Raw genomic sequence first — 16,351 nt, 5'->3', positions numbered from 1 at the left:
CAGGTCGGGACCTTGCCGACGGGGACGGCGCGCCTCGTCGACGGCGGCCGGGCACTCACGGGCACACGCACGCACACAGAGTCAGGGGTAGTACGTGGGTATCGAGCGGCTGGTGGTGATCGGCGGCGACGCCGCCGGAATGAGTGCGGCGTCCCAGGCCCGACGGCGGCGTGGTGAGGACGATCTGGAGATCGTCGTGATCGAGCGCGGCCGGTTCTCCTCGTACTCCGCGTGCGGCATCCCGTATCTGGTGTCCGGCGAGGTGGACGGCCTCGACGCGCTGATCGCGCGCACTCCGCAGGAGCACCGCAAGCGCGGGATGGATCTGCGGATGGGGGTCGAGGCGGAGGGCCTGGACCTGGATCGGCGCGAGATCGCGGTCCGTGACCTGGGTACCGGACGGGCCGACCGGATCGGCTTCGACCAGCTCGTGCTCGCCACCGGCGCGGTGCCGATCAGGCCGCCGCTGCCGGGCATCGACGCGCCCGGCGTGTACGGCGTGCAGACCCTGGAGGACGCACGCGAGCTGACCGGGTGGCTGGCTCCCGAGCACCGTACGGCGGTGGTGATCGGCGGCGGGTACATCGGCATCGAGATGGCCGAGGCGATGGTCCGCAAGGGCCTGCGGGTCACCGTCGTGGACCGGTCCGCGCACCCGATGTCCACGCTCGACCCGGACATGGGCGCGCTGGTGCAGGAGGCGATGGAGGGGATGGGCATCGAGGTCGTGACCGGGACCGAGGCCCGGGAGATCGAGGTGGTGGACGGTCGGGCGAGTGCCGTGCTGACCGCCGACGGCCGCTTTCCCGCGGACATCGTGGTGCTCGGCCTGGGTGTGCGGCCCGCCACCGAACTGGCCCGCGAGGCGGGTCTGCCGCTGGGTGCGAGCGGTGGTCTGCACACCGACGTGCGGATGCGGGTCGGCTCGGACGGCATCTGGGCGGGCGGGGACTGCGTCGAGGTGCTCAACCTGGTCTCCGGCCGCCGACAGCACATCGCGCTCGGCACCCATGCGAACAAACACGGCCGGGTGATCGGCACCAACATCGGCGGCGACTACGCGACCTTCCCCGGCGTGGTCGGCACCGCGGTGAGCAAGGTCTGCGACCTGGAGATCGGCCGGTCCGGGCTGCGCGAGAAGGACGCCGCCGCCGCGGGCTACGAGTTCGTGACCGCGACCATCGAGTCCACCGGACGGGCCGGCTACTACCCGGGCGCGCGGTCGATGACGGTCAAGATGATCGCGGAACGGCTCACCGGTCGGCTCCTGGGCGTGCAGATCGTCGGCCGGGACGGCGCCGCGAAGCGGATCGACACCGCGGCGGTCGCGCTCACACACCGGATGACGGTCGAGGAGATGACCTCCCTGGACCTCGGCTACGCGCCGCCGTTCTCGCCGGTGTGGGACCCGATCCTGGTCGCGGCGCGCAAGGCGGCACAGAAGGTGGCCGAGGGCCACTGACCACACCCACCACGGCGCGGACCGCGGCCCGTGCCGTGGTGGGTGTGGTCGGAGATCAGTCGGTCGTGCGGGGCTTGAAGCCCGACAGGTCCACGGACGCGACCACGCGGTCGATGGCGGTGTCCGCCTTCGCGTCCGCGCTGGTCGCGAAGATCTCGATGCCCAGATCCGGCATCGACCAGGTCCGCACCTTGAAGTCCTGGCCGCCCTTGCAGGTCACCGAGATCACGCGGTACTCCGCGCCGTGCCCACCGACCGTGCGCTTGTCCCGGGTCACCACCTTGGGCGTGATCGTCTCGGTGCTCTCCAGCAGGACCAGGTGCCCGTCCTTCGCGCACATCGGCTGGGTGGCGTAGTTGTACGCGGAGACATCCAGCGATTTCGCGTAGCTCCATACGTCCGGATCGCCGACCCGGTTGATCAGGATCCGCGCGGAGTCGAGATCGCAGGGGTACTTGACCTCCCCCGTCACGGGCGCGGAGAAGCAGCGGCTGGGGATCGTGCCGTCGCTCAGGGGGGCACCGGGCTGGTCGCGCCACCCCGACGGCACGGTCACCTTGATCGCCTGGGCCCCGAACGTTTTGCTCGCCGTCCGGGTGCCCGTCGGCAGGCTCTGGGTGCTCGGACGACTCGGGGGTGTCGTCGACGGAGTGCTCTCGGGCGGTGGCTCCGAGGCCGGCACCGACGCGGGAGCGGTGGTTCCGGGTGCGCTCGGCGAGGTCGCCGCGAGCGGCGGCGCCTCGGACACCGCGGTGTGCTCTCGGGTCGGCAGCGCGCTCACCGACATCGGCCGGTCCGCGGGTGCGCCGGCGGTGTGCTTTGGCGCGCCGATCAGGGACACTCCGCCGAAGGCCGCGGCCGCTGCGGCCAGCACGGCGAGCGGAACGCCGATCCTCCCGAGCCGACTCCGGTGATCGTTCCCGGACGTGGGTGGGCCCGGCGGTCGCAGCGAGCCGAGCGTGACTGAGTCGGCGCGCGAGGCCAGGGCCGCGCGCAGCAGATCCTCCATCGATTCGTCGCGCGCATCGCGTTCGGTCACGACTGTTCGTCCTTCATGAGTTTTTCGAGGGCGTCGATGGCACGGCTTGCCGTGGACTTCACCGCTCCACGGGAAAGCCCGAGGGTCTCGGCTATCTGGGCCTCCGTCATATCGGACCAATAGCGCAGCACCAGCACTTCGCGCTGTCGCGGGGCCAGGCGTTGCACCGCACCGAGCACCCGCAGGTGCTCCTCGGACAGGACCACCGCGTCCTCGGGCGAGGAGGCGTCGGGTTCGTGCGGGGGCACGTAGGCACGGGCGGTACGCCGGCGGCGCAGTACCGAACGCGAGAGGTTGACCACGGAGGTGCGCAGGTAGGCCAGCGCGTTGTCGACGTCCTCCAGTTCCTCACCGAAGCGTCGGTACAGCGCGGTGAAGGCGTCCTGGACGACGTCCTCGGCGGTGCCGAGGTCGTCGACGAGCAGGATGGACAGCCGGACCATGCCGAGCCGTTGGGCGTGATAGAGCTCGGTCAACGTCGGGCGGGCCGGCGGTTCCCCGCCGCCGCCCCGCAGGATGCGAAATCGCGACCGACGTGATGCCTCGGGCGCCACCGTGTTCTCCGACGGGGAGCCGGACGACTGCTGGTCGCCCCCGAATGCCGGCATGCTCAGCAGCGCCACAGCTCCGCCGCCCCCTTCGCTGTCATGTGACCGCCCCCTCCGTGCACAGCCTGTGTCCTGGTGACGCCCCGCACCCCGAGGGGTTGCGTGATGACCCGAAGTTCTTTTCCTCGTAGCTCAGTTGGTGCGTCGCGGCGGTTCGGTTCCCGACCCGACCCGACGCCGCCGCATCGCGACGATGGGCATCCGCCCATCGATCTTCACAAAGACACTCATAACGGGCGCGCGCATGACAGGGGTGTCCCCTGGGGAAGGTTGTGGACAAGGAAACGAGGTTTCCCGAGATCCCGGCGCCACCCGCGACGCCGACCTGACGCTTCGTCAGGCATGGCATCCGGTCCCCCGAACGGGGAGGGCGGGATGCGGTGTCGTCCGGAGCGGTCTGCCAGGATGGGCGGCAAGCGGGGATACGGCCATCCGTGTCCGAAAACCCTCATATCACCGCTTGGCTGAGCAACGAGGAGCAGACGCATGCCCATCGCAACTCCCGAGGTCTACGCCGAGATGCTCGACCGGGCGAAGGCCGGTCGATTCGCCTACCCGGCGATCAACGTGACCTCGTCCCAGACCCTGAACGCCGCCCTGCGCGGCTTCGCCGAGGCGGAGAGCGACGGCATCGTCCAGGTGTCCACGGGCGGCGCGGAGTTCCTGTCCGGCACCACCGTCAAGGACATGGTCGTGGGCTCGGTCGCGTTCGCCGAGTACGCGAAGGTGGTCGCGGAGAAGTACTCGGTGAACATCGCCCTGCACACCGACCACTGCCCCAAGGACAAGCTCGACGGGTTCATGCGCCCGCTGATCGACATCTCCGCGGAGCGGGTGGCCAAGGGGCAGGACCCGCTGTTCCAGTCGCACATGTGGGACGGCTCGGCGGTACCGCTGGACGAGAACCTGGAGATCGCGCGTGAGCTGATCGCCAAGTGCGCCGCCGCGCGGATCATCATGGAGCTGGAGATCGGCGTCGTCGGCGGCGAGGAGGACGGCGTCGACAACGAGATCAACGACAAGCTCTACACGACCCCGGCCGACGCGCTGGAGACGGTCGAGGCGATCGGCCTGGGCGAGAAGGGCCGCTACATGCTGGCCGCGACGTTCGGCAACGTGCACGGTGTGTACAAGCCGGGCAACGTCAAGCTGCGCCCGAGCATCCTCAAGGACATCCAGGACGCGGTCGCCGCCAAGTACGGCCGGGAGAAGCCGTTCGACCTGGTCTTCCACGGCGGCTCGGGCTCGCTCCTGGAGGAGATCCGCGAGGCGCTCGACTACGGCGTGGTCAAGATGAACGTCGACACCGACACCCAGTACGCCTTCACCCGCCCCGTCGTGGACCACATGCTGCGCAACTACGACGGCGTGCTCAAGGTGGACGGCGAGGTCGGCAACAAGAAGCTGTACGACCCGCGTTCGTACGGCAAGGCGGCCGAGACCGGGATGGCCGAGCGCGTGGTCGTGGCCTGCCGGGACCTGCGCTCCGCGGGCACCCGGCTGAAGTAGGCGACACCCGAGCCCGACCCGCGGCACCGAAGCCCGCGACCACGAGGTCGCGGGCTTCGCGTCGTGATGGGCGATCATGGGCACCATGACCATCGATCAGAACCTTTTCGGCGGACCCGACCCCACCTACCTGCCCGAGGAAGCCGAGCCGCTGGCGCTGCTCGTCGACGGTGTGCCGCCGGCCGAGGTGGCCGCGAAGTTCCCGACCTTCTCGCTCGCGTGGGCCGACCTGGCCGACGACGCGTTCGCCAAGGGCAACGTGATCGAGTCCTACGCCTACGCCCGAGTCGGCTACCACCGCGGCCTGGACGCACTGCGCCGCTCCGGCTGGCGCGGCCACGGTCCGGTGCCGTGGGAGCACGAGCCCAACCGCGGCTTCCTGCGCTCGCTGCACGCGCTGGCGCGGGCGGCGGGGGCGATCGGCGAGGAGGAGGAGTACTCGCGCTGCACGATCTTCCTGCGGGACAGCAGCCCGGCGGGTGCGGACGCGCTGGAGGGCTGAACCACGGCCTTGGGCCGAGGTGGCCTCGAAAGGCCGGGCTGAACTCTCTTCGGCCCGGCCGGTCTCCTCGGCCGCGGTTCCGGCCCGCCGGTTTGCCGGCGGTTCCGGTGCCGGGCTATGCGGGGACGAACAGGCGCCATCCCGTCGGCCGCACCGTCCAGGTGCGCAGCCGTACCGGTCCGGTCGCCATGCCGTCCGCCGCATAGGTGAAGTCGCGACCGCACACCGTGATCTCGTGTGCGCGCAATTGCACGAGTGCGTCGCGGGCCTGGGCCGCGCCGAACCGGGTCGCCCCCGGATGCCCGGTGATCATCACGCTCGCCGTCCCGGCACCGTTCGCACCGTTCGCGTTGGATGCTCGATTGCTCCTGTTCGTGCCATTCAGGCTGTTCGGGCCGTTCATACCGTTCACGCCATGGGTGCCTTCGGACCCGTTGGACGTGACTTCCGTCATCTTCGACCCGGGTGTCACCAAGCCGTCGCAGCCCAGATGCACGGACAACACCGGCCGATCCGTGTCGGCCACGACACACCCGTCCGCCTCGATCCGCAGCCGGTGCCCCGCGGGCCCCACCGCCGCGCCGACGGTGTTCGACACGGTCCGTACGGCGTGGTCGACCAGGTCGCGCCAGCCCCGCCCCGACGTCGGCCGCACCGGCGCCGAACGGGTCGAGCGGACCCCGTGACCGATCCGGACCGAGCGCAGCGCGAGGCCGCCCAGGTCGTCCGACATCAGGTCGAAGGAACGTTCGTTCTCGCCCAGTGCCACCCGTGCCGCCTTGGCGGGCTCGGCCGGCAGGCCCAATGCCTCGGCCAGTCCGTGGCCGCTTCCGGTGTCCACCGGGACGATGCCCAAGGGCGTGTCGCCGAGCTCGCCCGCACGATCGAGTAACCGCGCCACGGCGTGCACTCCGGCATCCCCGCCGATCACCACGACACGCCGACGCCCCCGCCGCGCGAGCGCGCGCTGCAGGTCGGCGGTGTCCGTGGGAATGACGATCTTGCTGGGGGCGCAGGCCCGCAGAACATCGAGCGCGACCCGGACGGATTCGCCGTCCGCCGAGCGAGCCGCAGGGTCCGTGATCACGAGCAGCGAGCGCTCGGCCGACACCGGTCGTCCTTCCTCAGGTAACCTCTCCCCGCAAGAGCCCCTTGCCGCGCACCGCGTCAAGGGGCTTGGACCGTCCGGGGCTCCCGTTGTCAAACATGCCCCGCCTGGAAGGGGTGTACGCCTCATGCCCGCACTCGTACTCGTCGGCGCCCAATGGGGAGACGAGGGCAAGGGGAAGGCTACCGACCTGCTCGGCGGATCCGTCGACTACGTGGTCCGGTACCAGGGCGGCAACAATGCCGGCCATACCGTTGTCATCGGCGATCAGAAGTATGCCCTCCACCTGTTGCCCTCCGGCATCCTCACGCCCGAGTGCACGCCCGTCATCGGCAACGGTGTCGTGGTCGACCCGGGGGTGCTGCTCCACGAGATCAGCACCCTGGTCGAACGCGGCATCGACACCTCCAAGTTGCTCATCTCGGGCAACGCGCACCTGATCACGCCGTACCACCGCACCCTCGACAAGGTGACGGAACGGTTCCTCGGCAAGCGCAAGATCGGCACCACCGGGCGCGGTATCGGCCCGGCCTACGCCGACAAGATCAACCGGGTCGGGATCCGCGTCCAGGACCTGTTCGACGTCGGCATCCTGACCCAAAAGGTCGAGAGCGCGCTGTCGGACAAGAACCAGATGCTGGTCAAGATGTACAACCGCCGCGAGCTGCGGGTCGAGGAGGTGGTCGAGGAATACCTCGGCTACGCCGAGCAGCTCAAGCCGTACGTCGCCGACACCACGCTGGTCCTGAACCGAGCCCTGGACCAGGGCAGGGTGGTCCTGCTCGAAGGTGGGCAGGGCACGCTGCTGGACGTGGACCACGGCACGTATCCGTTCGTGACGTCCTCCAACCCGACGGCGGGCGGCGCGTGTGCCGGATCCGGCATCGGCCCGACCAAGATCACCGGCGTGATCGGCATTCTCAAGGCGTACACCACGCGCGTGGGTGCCGGACCGTTCCCGACCGAGCTCTTCGACGAGGACGGCGAGGCGCTGCGTCGGATCGGCCACGAGCGCGGGGTGACCACCGGTCGCGACCGGCGCTGCGGGTGGTTCGACGCGGTCATCGCGCGCTACGCGACCCGGGTCAACGGGCTCACCGACTTCTTCCTGACCAAGCTGGACGTGCTGACCGGCTGGGAGGAGATCCCGGTCTGCGTCGCGTACGACATCGACGGCGTGCGGTACGACGAACTGCCGATGTCGCAGACCGACTTCCACCACGCGAAGCCGATCTACGAGAAGCTCCCCGGCTGGACCGAGGACATCACCGGCGCGCAGACCTTCGAGGACCTGCCCAAGAACGCGCGGGCGTACGTCCGGGCCCTGGAGGACATGTCCGGCGCCCCGATCTCGGCGATCGGCGTCGGCCCCGGCCGCACGCAGACCATCGAGATCAACAGCCTGCTCCGCGGCAAGTAGCCGACGGCGAAACGCAGCACCGGCCCCGGTCCGACACACTGTCGGCCGGGGCCGGTGATCGTTGACAATCTGACGGTTCGAGCGGCGTTTGTCCGGCCGTAGGGTGGCCGCATGAGCACTCTGGACCCGGCGGCCGGGCAGGCCGTCTACGACGCCGACCGCGCCCATGTCTTCCACTCCTGGTCCGCGCAGGGGCTCATCAGCCCGCTGGCGGTCGCGGGTGCCGAAGGTTCCTATTTCTGGGACTACGACGGCAACCGGTACCTGGACTTCGCGTCGCAGCTGGTCAACACCAACATCGGACACCAGCACCCCAAGGTCGTCGCGGCGATCAAGGCGCAGGCCGACAAGCTGTGCATGATCCAGCCGGCCTTCGCCAACGACGCCCGCAGCGAGGCCGCGCGGCTGATCACCGAACTCGCCCCCGGCGACCTCAACCGAGTCTTCTTCACCAACGGCGGCGCCGAGGCGAACGAGAACGCGATCCGGATGGCGCGCCTGCACACCGGCCGGCACAAGGTGCTCTCCACCTACCGCTCGTACCACGGCGCCACCGCCAACGCGATCGCGCTGACCGGCGACCCGCGCCGCTGGCCGAACGAGACCGGCGTGTCCGGCATCGTGCACTTCTGGGGTCCGTACGCCTACCGCTCCGCCTTCCACGCGGACGGCGAGGCGCAGGAGTGCGAGCGCGCGCTGGCGCACCTGGAGAACACCATCGTGTTCGAGGGCGCCCAGACGATCGCCGCGATCGTGCTGGAGACCGTGGTCGGCACCGCGGGCATCCTGGTGCCGCCGGCCGGCTACCTCGCCGGTGTCCGGGCGCTGTGCGACAAGTACGGGATCATCTTCATCGCCGACGAGGTGATGGCCGGCTTCGGCCGCACCGGCGCGTGGTTCGCGGTGGACAACTGGGACATCACCCCGGATCTGATCACCTTCGCCAAGGGCGTCAACTCCGGATACGTCCCGCTCGGCGGCGTGATCATCTCCGACCGCATCTTCGAGACGTTCCGCGAGCGCCCGTTCCCCGGCGGCCTGACCTACTCCGGTCACCCGCTCGCGTGCGCCGCCGCCGTCGCGACGATCACCGCGATGCGCGAGGAGAAGATCGTCGAGAACGCCAAGTGGCTCGGCGAGAGCGTGATCGGCCCCGAGCTGCGCGCGATGGCCGAGCGGCACGCGAGCGTCGGCGAGGTCCGCGGCCTCGGCGTGTTCTGGGCGATCGAGCTGGTCAAGGACAAGGAGACCCGCGAGCCGCTGGTCGCCTACAACGCCGCGGGCCCGGCCGCGCAGCCGATGAACGAGTTCACCGCGGCCTGCAAGGCCCGCGGCCTGTGGCCGTTCGTCAACATGAACCGCACCCACGTGGTGCCGCCGTGCACGAGCACCGAGGGTGAGGTCAAGGAGGGCCTGGCCATCCTGGACGAGGCGCTGACCGTCGCGGACGCGTTCTGCGCGTAAGCACCCGCCGGCCCCTTCCGCGGATCCGCCCGACCGCCTCGGGCGGTCCGGGTCGGGCCCACGCAACGAGCCGTACCCGCACCCCGACCGGTGCGGGTACGGCTTTTTCGGCGTCCGCGGCCCGCCGTCGGCGGATCCGACGGACGAACTCCCGACGTCGCGGGCGAAATCGGATGGGCACGTTGCTCCCCAAATCGGATATCCGTTCATATGATCGACGCGATCGACTTGATCGGACGGATGCCCGTCGACGCGACGGCGTCGACGGCCGGCGGGAAGAGACCGCGTGCAGTCGGCACAGGGCAGTGTTTTAGACGGCGGCCTGTTTTTCGGCGCGGCCGATCCCCTCGGCGGGAAGGCCCCGTTGCGGCGGATCAGCCTGCGCCAGGAGATCGCCGAAGTGCTCAGCGACGACCTGGTGACCGGGCGACTCGCGGCCGGCACCTCGCTCACCGTCAACGAGACCGCGCAACGCTTCGGGGTCTCGGCAACTCCCGTGCGGGAGGCGCTGATCCAACTGGCCGCGCAGGGTCTGCTGCTCGGCGGCCACCACCGCGGCTTCCAGGTGTGCACCTTCACCTGGACCGACTTCGCCGAGATCGTCGAGTCCCGCCGACTGCTCGGCGTGCCGCTGATCGGCCGGGTCGCGCGCACCGCGCCGGAGGAGGCGATGCCCGCGCTGCGTGCGCTCGGCGACCGGCTCGACGCCGCGCGGTGGAACGGCGACGTGTCCGAGGTGGCCCTGCTCGATCGCCGCTTCTTCGCCGAACTCGGGCGCTGGAGCGGCAATCGCCGACTGGCGGACGTGCTCGCCGTGCTCCGGGTCCAGGCCTGGATGTACATCGTTCCCTACCTGCGCGACGCACCGCCGACCACGTCGGGCTGGGGCCGCTACCGCGAACTCGCCGACCGGGTCGCGCGGCGCGACGCGGAGGCGGCGATGGCGCTGATGCGCGACTACACCTCGGTCGGCCGCCGGCTCGCCCGCGAACTGGCGGACGCGCGCTGACGATCGCTTCGCCGCAGGACGGTACGGTGGCGCCCTGACCCGCCACCCGCACCGACAAGACCGGGAGCTGCACCGTGGATTGCGACGTCTGGCTCGTTCCGCTGGTGGACGCGCTGTGTCACAACCCGGAGAATCCGTTCCGCGACGAGCTGGCCGCCTACGATGCCGCGCTCGTCGTCAACGGCCTGCCGGCCGTGCCGGTGCGCACGTGGCAGCCGGGCACCGCCGAGGTACGCCTCGCGGGCGCGTTCGACCACGAATCGCTGCACTACCTGCGCCGCGCCTATCTGCTGCACCGCACGGGGTTCCCGGTCACCCCGGTGGAGCGGCTGGGCGAGGACTACGACCGCCTCCTGGAGACCTTCGAGGCGGCCGCCCAGTTCTCCCACCTGGTCTGGCACTACGACCACGCGGGCGCCTACCTGCCCGTCGACTTCCCGCAGCCGCTGATGGACGACCCGCTGCCCGAGGACGGCGGGCCGTTGGGCTCCAGCCTGGGCATGCTGCGCGAGCTGGAGGACCTGGCCCCCTACATCGGGGTGGACCTGCTCGACCCGCCCCGGCCCACGCCCACCTACGACGGCGCGCCCTTCGCCCGCGAGCGCTTCGTGTGGGCGACCCTGTACGCCGCAGCCCAGGAAAGTGTGACGCTGGGCGCGATGGTGGTCTTCGCCTGAGTTCGGTGCTCGTGGCGCACGGCACTAGGCTGCCGGTGTGAAGGTCCTCGTGATTGGCAGCGGTGCCCGTGAGCACGCGCTGTGCCGCTCGCTCTCCCTCGACTCCGCGGTCTCCGCCGTCTACTGCGCGCCCGGCAACGCCGGCATCGCCCAGGTGGCCGAGCTGCGCCAGGTCGACGCCCTCAACGCCGGGGACGTGGCCGACCTCGCGCAACGGCTCGGCGTCGACCTCGTCGTCGTCGGCCCCGAGGCGCCGCTGGTCGCCGGGGTCGCGGACGCCGTGCGCGCCCGTGGCATCGACTGCTTCGGCCCGTCCGGCACCGCCGCCCGGCTGGAAGGCTCCAAGGCGTTCGCCAAGGAGGTGATGGCCGCGGCCGGCGTGCCCACCGCGCGCAGCTACGTGTGCACCACCCCCGAGGAGGCCGACCACGCGCTGGACGCGTTCGGGCCGCCCTACGTGGTCAAGGACGACGGCCTCGCCGCCGGCAAGGGCGTCGTGGTCACCGACGACATCGAGGTCGCCCGCGCGCACGCCGCCTCCTGCGACCGTGTGGTGATCGAGGAGTTCCTGGACGGCCCCGAGGTCTCGCTGTTCGTGCTGTGCGACGGCAACGACGTGGTGGCCCTGCAGCCCGCCCAGGACTTCAAGCGGGTCGGCGACGACGACGCGGGCCCCAACACCGGCGGCATGGGCGCCTACACCCCGCTCCCGTGGGCCCCCGAGGGCCTGACCGAGGACCTGGTGCGCACCGTCGCCCAACCCACCGTGGACGAGATGCGCCGCCGGGGCACCCCGTTCTCCGGTGTGCTGTTCATCGGGCTGGCGCTGACCTCGCGCGGCCCGCGCGTGATCGAGTACAACTGCCGGTTCGGCGACCCGGAGACCCAGGTCGTGTTGGCGAGCCTGGCCACCCCGCTGGCCGGCGTGCTGCACGCGTCCGCCACCGGGCGCCTGGGCGGGCTGGAGCCGCTGCGCTGGCACGAGGGCGCGGCGGTGACCGTCGTGGTGGCCGCGGAGAACTACCCGGCCACCCCGCGCACCGGCGACCCGATCAAGGGCCTGGCCGAGGTGGCCAAGCTCCCGCACACCTACGTCCTGCACGGCGGCACCCGCCGCGGCGAGGCCGGCGACGTGTTGTCCTCCGGTGGCCGGGTGCTCTCGGTGACCGGCACCGGGGCGACCCTGGAGCAGGCCCGCGACCGCGCGTACGAGGGTGTCGCGCTGATCGGCCTGCCCGGCTCGCACCATCGCACCGACATCGCCGCCAAGGCGATCCGGGGCGAGATCAGCGTCGCCGGTGGGGTCGCGAACGGCTGAATTCGGCCGTTCGCGAGCGTCATCGGTCGGCTCAAACACACGCAGCCGTCCGGCCCCGGATCTCACTCGCAGGGATGGTGTTCCGCCCGAAGGGGCTGAACACCCGAACTCGTCGCATTATCGTGCGAGCACCGCGGGTCGTGACCGACGACCCGGACGAGTGATCCCCGGATCCAGGATCGGATGGGGGCGATGCGTGTGGGCGAGTCGGCCGAACCGCTGGCGCTGGCCGAGGCGCGCGCGCGGGCGCGCGCTGTGTTGTGGGTGCGCAACGGCGCTGTCCTTGCCACGCTCGCGGCCGCCGGCCTGCTGCTGTACGGCGCCTCGCGCACCTACGGCGAAAGCGCGTCGGGAACGCTGCTCGCCGCCTTGGCGGCGGCCCTGGTGGCCGTGCTCGCCTGGGTCGCACTCGACCTCGCGCTGGTGCGCAGGACCGGCGTCCCGGCGATCACGCTGAACCCACGGGACGCCCCCGAACTGCACACGATGGTGCGCGCACTGGCCGAGGAACTGCGCGTCCCGACGCCGGACGGCATCCGGCTGTGCCCCGAATGCGACAGCTGGCTGGAACCCGACCCCCGACGGGCCCGGCGCACCGTGCTGGTGATCGGCGCCCCGTTCCTGTGGTGGCTGCGGGAGGGCGAACTGCGCGCCCTGCTCGCCCCGGTCGTGGCGGGCACCGAGGCATCGGCCGAACCTGCCGTCGCGGGCGCGCGCCGCTGGGTGCGCAGACTGGACGCCGTCGCCGACGTACGACGCTCGCCCGGCCCGCGCCCGCTGCGCCCGGCCCGCCGCGTCTCCCGCGCGTTCGCCCGGCAACTGCTGGGCCTGTGCCGGGGGCACGCCGAGCTGATGGAACGCGAGATCGCGGTCGGCGCGGCGGCGCTGGCCATCCCGCTGGAGCCGGAACTGCGGGCCGCCGCACACGAACAGGTCGGCCTGGCCTACGCGGGCTGGGACCGGCTGCTGACCCGGCTGGCGGCCCCCGCCTGGACGATCGGACGGCGCCCGGACGCGCTGATGGCGGGCGTGGTGTCGGCGCTGACCGAGCTGTCCCGGCGGGACAAGCTCGCCGACGCGTTCGGCGCGCGGCTGGCCGAGCGGCCCGCCAGCGACCTGCTCACCGACCCGATCGCCATGGACGGCGAGGTCTCCCGCCTCGCGGCGGACATCTTCGCGGACGGCCCGACCCCGGACCCGGTCCGCTGGGCGGACTACCCGCGAGCGGTCATCGAGCCGGTCTGGCGGGCGAGGGCCGAGGCGTTCGCGGCCCCGGTCGACGACGCCCTGGCGGGGCTGCGCCGGGATCCGGACGAGGGCCGGCGCGAGGCCGCCGACCACCTGTTCGCGGTGGTCGCGTGCGCGGCCCTGGACACCGGCCGGATGCGGCCGGCGGTGGACTGGCTGGACGGCCCGGTCCTGGTCGACGGCGCCGGCCGGGCGGTCGACCTGGCGACCCTGATCACCCGCGCCGTCGACGAGGGCAACGACGCCCCGCTGCGCACGTGGCTGGCCCGCATCGGCATCCCCACCCGAGAACCGGTCCACCCGGGCGGCTCGGCGGCCTGAACCCGGTCCGGCGAACCCTGGAGCGGACGCGTCGCCCGGGGCACCGCATCCGAGGCGCGGGCTCCTCGCCGCACCGGCGAACAGCCGATCGGACCACCGCGCGGCTGCTTCCCCGGGCGCGCACGCCGGACGCGCTCCGCGCGCTCCGGGGAAACCGCCGATCACAGACCACTACGCGGCTGCTTCCCCGGCACGCCGAGGCACGCCGCCGTACGACGCCGTGGCCCGACCCACCGGAATCCGCCGGCCGTGGCTTGGGTCGGGCCGTCCGGCATCCACGCACGAGCGGCCCCGCCGTCGGCCCGGCGCGTTCCGGCGTCGACCGGTGCCGTGAAAGACTCGGCTCGCCTCGCCCCGGCGCACACGCGGCGAGCCCACGACCCGAGAAAGTGCTGGTTTCAGTGAGCGGATTCGTCACCAAGCCCGAGCCGGTCGAGGTTCCCGGCCTGACCCACATCCACACCGGCAAGGTGCGTGATCTGTACACCGACGCCGAGGGCAACCTCGTGATGGTGGCGAGCAACCGGATGTCGGCCTTCGACTGGGTCCTGGACCCGGAGATCCCGGATAAGGGCCGGATCCTCACCAGCATGTCGCTGTGGTGGTTCGAGCTGCTCGCGGACCTGTGTGCCAACCACGTGATCTCCACCGAGGTACCGGCCGGCGCCCCCGCCGACTGGGCCGGCCGCGCGCTGGTGTGCCGACGCCTGGACATGGTGCCGGTCGAGTGCGTGGCGCGCGGCTACCTGGCCGGATCCGGCCTGGTGGAATACCGCTCCTCGCGCACGGTGTGCGGGATCACGCTGCCCGAGGGCCTGACCGACGGCTCCGAACTGCCCGCACCGATCTTCACCCCGGCCACCAAGGCCGAGGTCGGCGAGCACGACGAGAACGTCTCGTACGACTACGTCGCCGAGAACCACGGCGCCGAACTGGCCACGTCGCTGCGCCAGGCCACGCTGGCCGTCTACAGCCGGGCCCGGGACATCGCCCGCGAACGCGGGATCATCCTGGCCGACACCAAGTTCGAGTTCGGCTTCGATACGGATGGCCGGCTCGTGCTGGCCGACGAGGTGCTCACTCCCGACTCGTCGCGTTTTTGGCCGGCCGACGAATGGGAGCCCGGCCACGCCCAGCCGTCCTTCGACAAGCAGTACGTGCGCGACTGGCTGGCCTCGCCCGAGTCCGGCTGGGACCGCGCGGCGGACACCCCGCCGCCGGCTCTGCCCGAGGAGGTCGTCCGGCGTACGCACGAGAAGTACGTCGAGGCGTACGAGCGGCTGACCGGCCGCCGCTGGGCCTGACCACGACACCCGATCACCGCCGGACCCCCGCCGGGTCCGGCGGTGTCGCCGTCTCGGCCCCGCGCGCCCGCTTCCCACGGGCCCGGGAGATGCGGCACACGCTTTTCGCGCACAGCAAGAAGGCCGGATCACAAGTGATCCGGCCTTCTCATGGAGCGGACGACGAGATTCGAACTCGCGACCCTCACCTTGGCAAGGTGATGCTCTACCAACTGAGCCACGTCCGCACGACCCGGGGTTTTGCCCCGCGTTGTGTCCCCAACCCTACCCGATCCGCGGAGGTGGTTGCCACCGACCTCGGTTCGAGGGGTCGAGCAGAGCAGGCGACAGGAATCGAACACTGCGTCTCCCCCTTGGAAAGGGGGCGCTCTACCACTGAGCTACGCCTGCGTGTGTTCCCCGGTTTCCCGGGTGCAAGAGAACTCTATAGGACCCCCGGAGGTGCCAAGCACGCTCCGGAGTCGGATCGTTACGGATGTCCGACTTTGCCGGAAAAGTTCTTTCGCGGTTGCCCCGATCCCCGCCCTGCCGACTGGTGCGGGACGGGGATCGGAAGGCCCGGCCGGGCGTCGATCGCGGGGGGCGCCGGGAGGGTGGTGATGTCAGTTGGCGGTGTTGGCGGCCTCGAATTCCGCGTACACGCGGGCCGGGATGCGCCCGCGGGCGGGCACGTCCATGCCGCGCGCCCGAGCCCAGGCCCGCACCGCCGCGGGGTCGGAGGCGACGGTCGTCTGACGGAACGGCTTTCCCGTGCGCGCGGTTCGCCGTGCGACCGCGAGATAAGGGGCCAGGGCATCCCGCATCTGCTGAACGTGCTCTTCCGAAAGGTCGATTTCATACGACTTGCCGTCGAGGCCGAAACGGATGGTTTCCGTGGCCTCGCTTCCGTCGATGTCGTCGTGCAGGCTGACGACTACACGCTGGGCCATGGCGGTGTCCTCTCGGGTGATAGCACCGAGGCGAAAAACAAAACTACATTGCCGAGTCTAAGCGCTAAACGCGAAGCGTCGCGGTGTGGTCCGCAGTTCTTCGGTTCGGTAAGCGCTAATTTACCGGTCGGCGATTCGTTTTCACGATACGCGAGATATTCCTCTCGCCGGGCGCGGGTGGGCGTGTCCGTCCGCCGGCCGACGGAGGATCCACAGCCTGTGGATAACATTCGGCCGCACTCGCGGCCCGGGAGGGCCGAGCGGGGAACATTGCCCGTTTGGAGGCGATTTATTGACATCAGGGCTCGATGGGCACGCCTGTGGACAACCCCAAAGCTGTGGATAACTTGACGTCGGGGCGGTCGCCCGGAGGCGGCCGGTACCCTGATACCGCCGATCCATCGGGTGCCGGCGTCGACCGACCCGATCCAGC

General features: G+C 71.1%; 14 protein-coding genes and 2 tRNA genes. 10 read left to right on the top strand and 6 right to left on the bottom strand.

Annotated features, from left to right (window positions below; translation table 11 throughout):
* Nucleotides 1-94: 94 nt before the first annotated feature.
* Entirely contained in the window at nt 95-1,462 is a 1,368-nt protein-coding gene (locus tag A3IC_RS0139800) for an FAD-dependent oxidoreductase (RefSeq protein ID WP_020555642.1), read from the top strand.
* A gap of 55 nt (nt 1,463-1,517) precedes the next feature.
* On the opposite strand, the gene A3IC_RS67015 is transcribed toward A3IC_RS0139800, so the two are convergent.
* Nucleotides 1,518-2,501 carry a hypothetical protein gene (locus tag A3IC_RS67015; RefSeq protein WP_052174025.1) on the bottom strand — a complete coding sequence of 328 codons (984 nt, stop codon included), beginning with the start codon at nt 2,499-2,501 and terminating at the stop codon, nt 1,518-1,520.
* Entirely contained in the window at nt 2,498-3,124 is a 627-nt protein-coding gene (locus A3IC_RS0139790) for a SigE family RNA polymerase sigma factor (RefSeq protein ID WP_020555641.1), read from the bottom strand. Before A3IC_RS0139790 ends, A3IC_RS67015 begins: the two co-directional genes overlap by 4 nt.
* A 471-nt stretch (nt 3,125-3,595) precedes the next feature.
* Between A3IC_RS0139790 and fbaA the strand changes: the two genes are divergently transcribed.
* Both fbaA and A3IC_RS0139780 read left to right on the top strand, forming a co-directional pair.
* The gene (gene fbaA, locus A3IC_RS0139785; protein ID WP_020555640.1) at nt 3,596-4,618 is read left to right on the top strand and encodes a class II fructose-bisphosphate aldolase; all 1,023 of its coding nucleotides are present in this window, start codon (nt 3,596-3,598) and stop codon (nt 4,616-4,618) included.
* 85 nt (nt 4,619-4,703) lie between these two features.
* Nucleotides 4,704-5,120 carry a DUF3151 domain-containing protein gene (locus A3IC_RS0139780; RefSeq protein WP_026219278.1) on the top strand — a complete coding sequence of 139 codons (417 nt, stop codon included), beginning with the start codon at nt 4,704-4,706 and terminating at the stop codon, nt 5,118-5,120.
* Nucleotides 5,121-5,235: 115 nt separating this feature from the next.
* On the opposite strand, the gene A3IC_RS63300 is transcribed toward A3IC_RS0139780, so the two are convergent.
* Entirely contained in the window at nt 5,236-6,231 is a 996-nt protein-coding gene (locus tag A3IC_RS63300; RefSeq protein ID WP_020555638.1) for a diacylglycerol kinase family protein, read from the bottom strand.
* A gap of 124 nt (nt 6,232-6,355) precedes the next feature.
* Here A3IC_RS63300 and A3IC_RS0139770 point away from each other — a divergent pair, with 124 nt between their 5' ends.
* The 7 genes from A3IC_RS0139770 to A3IC_RS0139735 all read left to right on the top strand — a co-directional run bounded on the left by A3IC_RS0139770 (nt 6,356) and on the right by A3IC_RS0139735 (nt 14,989).
* Nucleotides 6,356-7,648, top strand: a complete 1,293-nt coding sequence (locus A3IC_RS0139770; RefSeq protein WP_020555637.1) for an adenylosuccinate synthase — start codon at nt 6,356-6,358, stop codon at nt 7,646-7,648.
* Nucleotides 7,649-7,759: 111 nt separating this feature from the next.
* Nucleotides 7,760-9,112 (top strand): aspartate aminotransferase family protein, encoded by a 1,353-nt coding sequence (locus tag A3IC_RS0139765; RefSeq protein ID WP_020555636.1) that lies wholly within the window; start codon nt 7,760-7,762, stop codon nt 9,110-9,112.
* 286 nt (nt 9,113-9,398) lie between these two features.
* On the top strand, nt 9,399-10,121 hold the full coding sequence (locus A3IC_RS0139755; RefSeq protein WP_079026987.1) for a GntR family transcriptional regulator: 723 nt from the start codon (nt 9,399-9,401) through the stop codon (nt 10,119-10,121).
* A 74-nt stretch (nt 10,122-10,195) separates the two neighbouring features.
* Nucleotides 10,196-10,798: a hypothetical protein gene (locus tag A3IC_RS0139750; RefSeq protein ID WP_020555633.1), complete on the top strand. Its 603-nt coding sequence runs from the start codon at nt 10,196-10,198 to the stop codon at nt 10,796-10,798.
* Between the two features lie 37 nt (nt 10,799-10,835).
* On the top strand, nt 10,836-12,116 hold the full coding sequence (gene purD, locus A3IC_RS0139745) for a phosphoribosylamine--glycine ligase (RefSeq protein ID WP_020555632.1): 1,281 nt from the start codon (nt 10,836-10,838) through the stop codon (nt 12,114-12,116).
* A gap of 192 nt (nt 12,117-12,308) precedes the next feature.
* The gene (locus tag A3IC_RS70350) at nt 12,309-13,685 is read left to right on the top strand and encodes a M48 family metalloprotease (RefSeq protein WP_026219277.1); all 1,377 of its coding nucleotides are present in this window, start codon (nt 12,309-12,311) and stop codon (nt 13,683-13,685) included.
* A gap of 401 nt (nt 13,686-14,086) precedes the next feature.
* Nucleotides 14,087-14,989 carry a phosphoribosylaminoimidazolesuccinocarboxamide synthase gene (locus A3IC_RS0139735; RefSeq protein ID WP_020555630.1) on the top strand — a complete coding sequence of 301 codons (903 nt, stop codon included), beginning with the start codon at nt 14,087-14,089 and terminating at the stop codon, nt 14,987-14,989.
* Nucleotides 14,990-15,140: 151 nt separating this feature from the next.
* Here A3IC_RS0139735 and A3IC_RS0139730 read toward each other — a convergent pair.
* From A3IC_RS0139730 to A3IC_RS0139720, 3 genes are all read right to left on the bottom strand, one after another.
* A tRNA-Gly gene (locus tag A3IC_RS0139730) sits at nt 15,141-15,216 on the bottom strand.
* A gap of 91 nt (nt 15,217-15,307) precedes the next feature.
* Nucleotides 15,308-15,379 (bottom strand) — tRNA-Gly (locus tag A3IC_RS0139725).
* Between the two features lie 212 nt (nt 15,380-15,591).
* Nucleotides 15,592-15,918 (bottom strand): histone-like nucleoid-structuring protein Lsr2, encoded by a 327-nt coding sequence (locus A3IC_RS0139720; RefSeq protein ID WP_020555629.1) that lies wholly within the window; start codon nt 15,916-15,918, stop codon nt 15,592-15,594.
* Nucleotides 15,919-16,351 lie beyond the last annotated feature (433 nt).

It is taken from the genome of Embleya scabrispora DSM 41855, assembly GCF_000372745.1.
Classification (GTDB): domain Bacteria; phylum Actinomycetota; class Actinomycetes; order Streptomycetales; family Streptomycetaceae; genus Embleya; species Embleya scabrispora.
Note: the sequence above shows the minus strand (reverse complement) of the source record. Positions and strands in the feature narration are given on the sequence as shown.

What these genes read in the sequence shown, in the direction of transcription:
- A3IC_RS0139770 (WP_020555637.1), top strand. Translation starts at nt 6,356, where the DNA reads ATGCCCGCACTCGTACTCGTCGGCGCCCAATGGGGAGACGAGGGCAAG.
- A3IC_RS70350 (WP_026219277.1), top strand. Translation starts at nt 12,309, where the DNA reads ATGCGTGTGGGCGAGTCGGCCGAACCGCTGGCGCTGGCCGAGGCGCGC.
- A3IC_RS0139780 (WP_026219278.1), top strand. Translation starts at nt 4,704, where the DNA reads ATGACCATCGATCAGAACCTTTTCGGCGGACCCGACCCCACCTACCTG.
- fbaA (WP_020555640.1), top strand. Translation starts at nt 3,596, where the DNA reads ATGCCCATCGCAACTCCCGAGGTCTACGCCGAGATGCTCGACCGGGCG.
- A3IC_RS0139765 (WP_020555636.1), top strand. Translation starts at nt 7,760, where the DNA reads ATGAGCACTCTGGACCCGGCGGCCGGGCAGGCCGTCTACGACGCCGAC.
- A3IC_RS0139720 (WP_020555629.1), bottom strand. Translation starts at nt 15,918, where the DNA reads ATGGCCCAGCGTGTAGTCGTCAGCCTGCACGACGACATCGACGGAAGC.